Source organism: Kitasatospora sp. NPDC093806, assembly GCF_040683335.1.
GTDB lineage: Bacteria > Actinomycetota > Actinomycetes > Streptomycetales > Streptomycetaceae > Kitasatospora.
On the sequence record NZ_JBFBDO010000191.1, the window covers coordinates 1 to 7,098 of the forward strand.

At 75.9% G+C, this 7,098-nt stretch carries 3 protein-coding genes and 1 pseudogene; 2 read left to right on the top strand and 2 right to left on the bottom strand.

Features of this window, described 5'->3' with window-relative positions; translation table 11 throughout:
* Window positions 1-313: 313 nt before the first annotated feature.
* A pseudogene (locus AB0N76_RS38545) lies at window positions 314-1,531 on the bottom strand (PP2C family protein-serine/threonine phosphatase); the annotation flags it as partial.
* Between the two features lie 418 nt (window positions 1,532-1,949).
* A complete protein-coding gene (locus tag AB0N76_RS38550; protein WP_363565517.1) occupies window positions 1,950-3,335 on the bottom strand; it encodes an FAD-dependent oxidoreductase in 1,386 nt (461 codons plus the stop codon).
* A gap of 741 nt (window positions 3,336-4,076) precedes the next feature.
* Here AB0N76_RS38550 and AB0N76_RS38555 point away from each other — a divergent pair.
* Window positions 4,077-5,000, top strand: a complete 924-nt coding sequence (locus tag AB0N76_RS38555; protein ID WP_363565518.1) for a helix-turn-helix domain-containing protein — start codon at window positions 4,077-4,079, stop codon at window positions 4,998-5,000.
* 743 nt (window positions 5,001-5,743) lie between these two features.
* On the top strand, window positions 5,744-7,054 hold the full coding sequence (locus AB0N76_RS38560; protein WP_363565519.1) for a sigma-70 family RNA polymerase sigma factor: 1,311 nt from the start codon (window positions 5,744-5,746) through the stop codon (window positions 7,052-7,054).
* The last annotated feature ends 44 nt before the right edge of the window (window positions 7,055-7,098 follow it).

The window sequence follows — 7,098 nt, forward strand, 5'->3', positions numbered from 1 at the left end:
CAACTCGCTGGTGTCTTCTGCGGCTTGACGCCCCGTCCGACGTTCCAAACTCTAGCCGAACCCCGCTCCGAAAAGCGAATCCGGCCGCAATCCTGGAAATGAGCACACCAAATAAACCCTGGGTCGGAACGTGTCGAAAAAAGACGACACGCCTCGGCCCGAATCGGGAAGAGGTGGTGTTTCAGAGGATTGGCTACCCCGGGACCGTCCGCGCAGACGCGTGTCCGGTGCTCCCAGCCAGGCAGCTCGAAGAACACTAGACCTCTTGGGTGGCCGGGTCAAGTGCCGGCATCCGTTCGGGGGACGCCTCCTCGGCCGGGAGCTGGAAGGCGAGGACGGCGACATCGTCGTCGTGTTCGGAGGTGACGCCCATGGCCCGCAGCAGGCGGGAGCAGATCACGTCGGGGGCGCCGACCGCGCCGGCGAGGGTGCGGGCGAGCAGGTCGAGGCCTTGGTCGATGTCCTCGTCGCGGCGTTCGACCAGGCCGTCCGTGTAGAGGACGCCGGTGGTGCCGGGCAGGAGGCGGAGGGTGTGCGAGATGTGGACCCCGCCACCGGTGCCCAGGGGCGGGCCGTTCTGTTCCTCGCTGCGCAGGACAGTGCCGTCGGGGCAGCGCAGCAGCATGGGGAGGTGGCCGGCGGAGGCGTAGCCGAGGGTGCGGCGGTGCGGGTCCCAGACGGCGTAGGTGCAGGTGGCGATCTGGTTGGCGTCGATCTCCATGGCGAGGCCGTCGAGCAGGCTCATCACCTTGTGCGGGGGGAGGTCGAGGCGCGCGTAGGCGCGGACGGCGGTGCGGAGCTGACCCATGACGGCGGCGGCGCGCAGGCCGCGGCCCATCACGTCGCCGATGACGAGGGCGGTGCGGCCGCCGTCGATGGCGATGACGTCGTACCAGTCGCCGCCGACGGCGGCCTCGGCGCCGCCGGGCTGGTAGGTGGCGGCGACCCGGAGGTCCGCGGGCTGGTCGAGCTTCTGCGGGAGGAGGCTGCGCTGGAGGGTGACGGCGGCCTCGCGCTGGCGGCGTTCGGACTCGCGCAGGCGGGCGGCGGCGAGGACCTGGTCGGTGACCTCGGCGGCGAAGATGAGGACGCCGGAGGTCGGGTCGTCGCCCACGGGCCCGACGGGCCCCGAGGGAGCCGGGGACGGAGGGGCGGCCGGGGTGGCCGTGGCGGGCGGCGGGACCGGGGCCGGGGCCGGGGCGCCCGGTTCGGCGTGGGTGGCGTCGCGGGTGAGCGGGACGCAGGAGACGTTGTAGTAGCGGTTGCCGGTGAGGCCGAGGATGCAGCGGGCCTTGACGCTGCGCGGGCTGCCGCCGCGGATGACCTGGTCCATGAGGGGCAGGACGCCGAGGGTGCCGAGTTCGGGGAGGGCGTCGCAGGCGGGCAGGCCGGTGGGGCGCTCGCCGAAGAGTTCGCGGTAGGCGCGGTTGGCGTAGCCGAGCTGGTGCAGCGGGCCGTAGGTGACGGCGACCGGGGCGGGGATCCGGTTGAGGACCTCGCGGAGGTCCTGGGGCCGGTGGGGGTCGAGCACGCCGGTCGGGTCGAGGGCGTCCGGCGGGTCGGGCTGGCCGGGGTGGTTGGTGGGGTCGCGGGGGCTGGGCACCACGACGGCGTCACCGGACGGCGTGCCGCGGTCGCCGCCGGCCCCGGGCGGCGGGGTGGCACGCCACGGGGCTCCGGTGAGCCGGGCGCTCCAGCGCATGAGGTTCAAACGACGGCCGCTTCCTCGGGTTCCGGGCATATCATCACTTTTTGTGCGCACGTCAGCACGCGGGGTAATGACTCGGTCGGGCAGATCCTGTCAGGCGGAGGCCCGATTCCGGAAGTCGTCCGCGCCAGGCGTGGTCGTCGGATCGGTCACAATGCGGCGTTCGTGCGCCGTGCGGGCGGCTCGGCCGGGCCCGGCGGCGGGTACGGAGGGGCAGTGGGGGCGCGACGGGGGCGGCCGGTCAGGTCGGCCGGTCGTCGGCGGGCTCCGGCTGCTCGGGCCGGCCCAGTGAGACCACCTCGCGGGAGAAGAGGCCGGCCAGCGCCCAGTCCATCAGCACCCGCACCCGCCGCTCGCCGCTCGGCAGCCGGCGCAGGTGGCGGGCCCGGTGCAGCCACCAGGCCCGGCGGCCGGTGAGCCGGCCCCCGCTCCGGGTGTGGGCGACCGCCCGGCCGAGGCCGAGCGAGGTGGAACAGGTCGGGACCTCCGGCCGGTACGCGACGATCCCCGGCGCGTGCGGGCCGCCGTCCAGCGCCACCAGCAGGTTCGCCGCCAGCACCTCGGCCTGGGCGAAGGCGTGCTGCGCGTTCGGCGCGCACGGCGCACCGTCCGCGTGCGGGTCGGGCACGGCGGCGCAGTCCCCGGCGGCCCACGCCCCCGGCAGCGCGCGGCCGTCCGGGGCGAGCACCTGGAGGGTGGGCAGGCAGCGGATCCGGCCGGTGGTGTCCAGCGGGAGGTCGGTGTCGCGCAGCAGCGGGTTCGGGCGGATCCCCGCCGTCCAGACCAGGGTGCGGGCGGCGAACCGGCTGCCGTCCGAGAGCGCCATGACCCCGCCGGCGGCGGACTCCAGGGTGGTGCGCAGGCGGACGTCGACGTTGCGTTCGCGCAGCTGCGTCAGGGTGTGCGCGGCGAGGTCGGGCGACTCCTCGGCGAGGATCCGGTCGGTGGCCTCGACCAGCACCCAGCGCAGGTCGTCCGGGCTGACGTTGTGGTGGCCCCGGACCGCGTACCGGGCCATGTCCTCCAGTTCGGCGAGCGCGCCGACGCCCGCGTAGCCCGCTCCGACGAAGACGAAGGTGAGCGCGGCCTGGCGGAGCGCCGGGTCGCGGGTGGCGGAGGCCAGGTCGAGCTGTTCCAGGACGTGGTTGCGCAGGCCGACGGCCTCGCCGACGGTGGAGAAGCCGCGGCCGTGTTCGGCCAGTCCGGGGACGGCGGAGGTGCGGGAGACCGAGCCGGGGGCGAGCACCAGGACGTCGTAGTCGAGTTCGACCGGCGCGGGCGGCTCGCCCTGGCCGGCGGCGTCGGCCCAGGCCCGGCGGCTCGCGTGCTCGATCCGGGTGATCCGGGCGGTGAGCACCCGGCACTCGGTCAGTTCGCGGCGGAGCGGGACGACCACGTGACGGGGGTCGATCGAGCCGGCCGCGACCTCGGCGAGCAGCGGGTGGTAGGTGAGGTAGGCCTGCGGCTCGACCAGGGTGAGTTGGGCCTCGCCGCGGCGGAGCCGCTCGCGCAGGCCGCGCTGGAGGTGGAGCGCGGTGGACATGCCCGCACAGCCGCCGCCGACGATCAGGATCCTGATGGCGCACCTCCTGTCGATGGGGTCCCGCACCCGCCTTCGACCGGGCATGCCCTCATCACGTCCCTCAATAAAGGACCGCCGACCCGCTCTTGTCCACCGCCCGTGCCGTGACGGATGGGGCTGGTGTTGCCGGATGGGGACGGATGTGCTGCCGGGGTGACTTTCTGACGCACTTTCGGCCTCGAACTGCGGTGAACTATGGTCGGATTGTGTGGCGGAGCGGCCACTGCCATGTCAACCGGCGGCGACGCACCGTGGAGCGGCCATTACGGCCAGTTCTAGTGTTGGCGGGAGAACCCGACTGCGGGACCGTGATCCGGGGAAGGGTAGTTCCCGGACAGGGCCCCGGACGGGCGCCGACACGCCGAGCCGATCGCACCGACCGGCCCGGCGGCGCCCACCGGAGCGGGGTCCGGGTGGTCAGCGCGCGGCCGCACCCGCGGCCGGGCGTCACCCGGGCGGCACCAACGGCACGAGCGATGGGTCATCGGTCATTTCTTTCAGGCGTAGCTGCACCGGGGGGTGCAGGGGCGGGCGACGACAGGGTCCGGAACCGGACGCCTGCGGGGGAGAGTTGGGATGATGGAACAGGAGCGACTGTTGGGGCGAGCGGGTGCGACACACCCTGGCCAAGGCGTGGTGCCGGAGCAACGGGGCCCCGCCGAACCGTCCACGCCCCCCGGGGCGGCGTATCCGGCGGCCCCGTACCGGGGCGGCGAGCCGGGACAGGCCGGCGGGCCGGTACCGGGCGCGCGACTTCGGGTCGACGCCCGGCGGAACCTGGAGAGCGTGCTGCGTGCGGCTCGCGAGGTGTTCGGCGAGTTCGGGTACGGCGCGCCGATGGAGGAGGTCGCGCGGCGGGCCGGGGTCGGCGTGGGCACGGTGTACCGGCGCTTCCCGAGCAAGGAGGTGCTGGTCCAGCGGATCGCCGCCGAGGAGGTCGCCTGGCTGACCGCTCAGGCGCGCGAGTCGCTGTACGGCGGCGCGGGCGCGTGGGAGGCGCTGGCCGGGTACCTGGCGCGGGCGGTCTCCACCGGGGCCGGGCGGCTGCTGCCGCCGGAGGCGTTCCGGTACGCGGAGGAGCTGGGGCGGGTGCCCGAGCAGCGTGCGCCGGAGCAGCGGACGGTCGAGCAGCGGGCGGCGGATCAGCGGGCGCAGGAGCCGGGTGGTCCGGGCGGCGGGTTCGGTGGCGGCCTGGGCGGGGCGTTCGGCTCGGCCCGGTACGAGCCGCTGGGTGGCGCTGCTTTGGGCGGCGCTGCTTTGAGCGGCTCGGCGCTGGGTGGTTCGGCACTGGGCGGCGGCGCGGCGGGTGCCGGGGCGACGGCGGTCGAGGGGGAGGCGGCGGCGATGGTGGCCGACGCCGATCCGCGGCTGCTGCTGCAACTGCTCGCGGCGCTGGTGGCGCGCGCGGGTGCGGCCGGCGAGCTGCGGCCCGGTGTCACCGTCGCGGACGTGGTGCTGGTGCTGACGGCCTCCGTGCCGGTGCACGCGGCGCGGGGCGGGTCGACGGGCGCTGCGGGCGCCCAGGGCCCGTCGGGCGTGGCGGGCTCGGCGGGTGCTTCGGTGGTCGGGGCCGGCGCGGCGCCCGGGACGCTCGGAGCGCTCGGCGGCGTGCCGCAGTCGGTGGGTGGTCGGCAGGCGGACGGTCAGCCCTCCGACGGTCCGGCCGACCGGCTGCTGCAGATCCTGCTCGACGGCCTGCGGGCCCGCTGAGCGGACCACCGGACGGAATCCCGGCCGGACGGAACCCCCGTCGGACGCTCTCCGTCCGGCGCGGGCAAGGAGATTGGCGATCGGGGCGGCGCGAGGAACCGGGTCGCGCGCCCACCGAGGCCGCCGCGGCCGACGATGTCCGCGGCGCCGGCCAGGGTGTCGGGCCGGGTGCCGGGCCGGGGCGCCGTCCAGGGCGTCAGGCCGGGTGTCGGTGACGGTGTCGGCGAGGGCGCCGGTCGGGGTGGCGGTGGATCCGCCGGTCAGGGCGCCGTGAGCGGGGCGAACACATCCGCGACGGCCCCACGGAAGAGTGGGTCGCGGCCGGTCCGGCTACCGTCCAACTCTGCACTATGCCATCCTTTGCCCGTGGTTGGAGCCAATGTCCCGATGCGCGCCGTTCGCGCGCGCTCGGCGCCGTGCAACGGGGAATCGTGCGCCCACGCACTCCCATGCGCCCTGCCACACTACGGGGGCTGTCGTGGAATCTGGGGTCCGTTGTGAGCGCCGAGGAACAGAACGACTACGGCTATGGCCTGGACTTCGGGCGATCCGCCGCGGGCGGGCCCGACTGGGGTCCTGACCTCGGTCCTGACGGTTCGGCCGCCGGTTCCGGCGCTGCCGGCGGCGGTTCCGGTGGGCCCGGCGGCGGGTCGGGGACCGCGTCGCACGGGTCCGGCCCCGCGCAGTCCGGCCCGGCGCAGCCCGGGCACGTCCCGGCCGGACAGGTGCCGGACCAGGCCGGCATGCCCAGCCGGGAGACGCTCTCCGCCTCGGCCGCGGCCTTCCCGCCCGGCCGCGTCCCCGGCCAGGCCCCGGCCGGCCGCGGCGGCGTCACCCCCGAGGCCTTCGTCGGCACCGGTGCCCCGGCACGCCCCGTCGTGCCCGCGCCCGCCGACCCGGTCGACGGTGAACGCCCGCCCTCCGACGCCGAGTTGACCGCCCTGGTGCGCGCCGGCGACGACACCGCGTACGAGGAGATCTACCGCCGGCACGTCGACTCGGTGCGCCGCTACGCCCGGACCTGCTGCCGGGACAGCTTCACCGCCGAGGACCTGGCCGGCGAGGTGTTCGCCCGCACCCTGCAGGCGCTGAGGGCCGGGAAGGGCCCGGAGTTCGCCGTCCGCGCCTATCTGCTGACCGCCGTGCGGAACGTCGCCGCCGCCTGGACCCGCAGCGAGCGGCGCGAGCAACTCGTCGACGACTTCAGCACGTTCGCGCAGACCTCGGCCGCCGTCGTCGACCTCGACCTGGCCGACCCGGGCGCCGACGCCTGGGCGATGGCGATGGCCGACCAGCGCATGGTGATGCAGGCCTACGCCGAACTCCCCGAGGACGACCGGGTGGTGCTCTGGCACACCGAGGTCGAACGGGAGTCCCCGAAGACCGTCGCGGTGATGCTCGGCAAGACCGCCAACGCGACCGCCGTGCAGGCCCACCGGGCCCGTGACCGGCTCGCCGCCGCGTTCCTGCAGGCGCACGTCTCGGGCAGCCAGGAGCGGGACTGCGAGGCGTACGCCAACCGGCTCGGCGCGTACGCGCGCGGCTCGTTGCGCAAGCGGGCCTCGGCGGAGGTCGGCCGGCACCTCAAGGAGTGCGACCGGTGCACGGCCGCCTGCCTGGAACTGTCCGAGATCAACCACGGTCTGCGGGCGCTGCTGCCCGGCGGCGTGCTGGTCTGGATCGGCGTGGGCGGCTTCAGTGCCGCCGCGGCCGCCGTGGGCGGGGCGGCGGTGGTCGGCGGCGCGGCCGCCGGGACCGCGGCCGTCACTGCTGGTGGCGGTGCTGCCGGCGGTACGGCGGCTGGTGGCGCTGCGGCGAGTGGCGCTGCCGGGGCGGCCGGTGGGGCCGCGGGCGGGGCCTCCGGTGGGAGTGGGGGTGCGGCGGCCGCGGCCGGTGAAGGCCTGGGCACCGCCGCCAAGGCCGGGATCGCCGCCGCCGTCGCGGTGGCGGCCGCCGCCGTCGCCGCGTACGCGCTCACCGGCGCGCCCGAACCGAAGCCGCCGGTGGCCGCTCCCGCGGTCTCCTCCCCCGCCGCGCCCGCGCCGGCGACCTGAAGCGGCACCACACCTCCCGGGCCGACCCGGCCGGCCGGCGCACC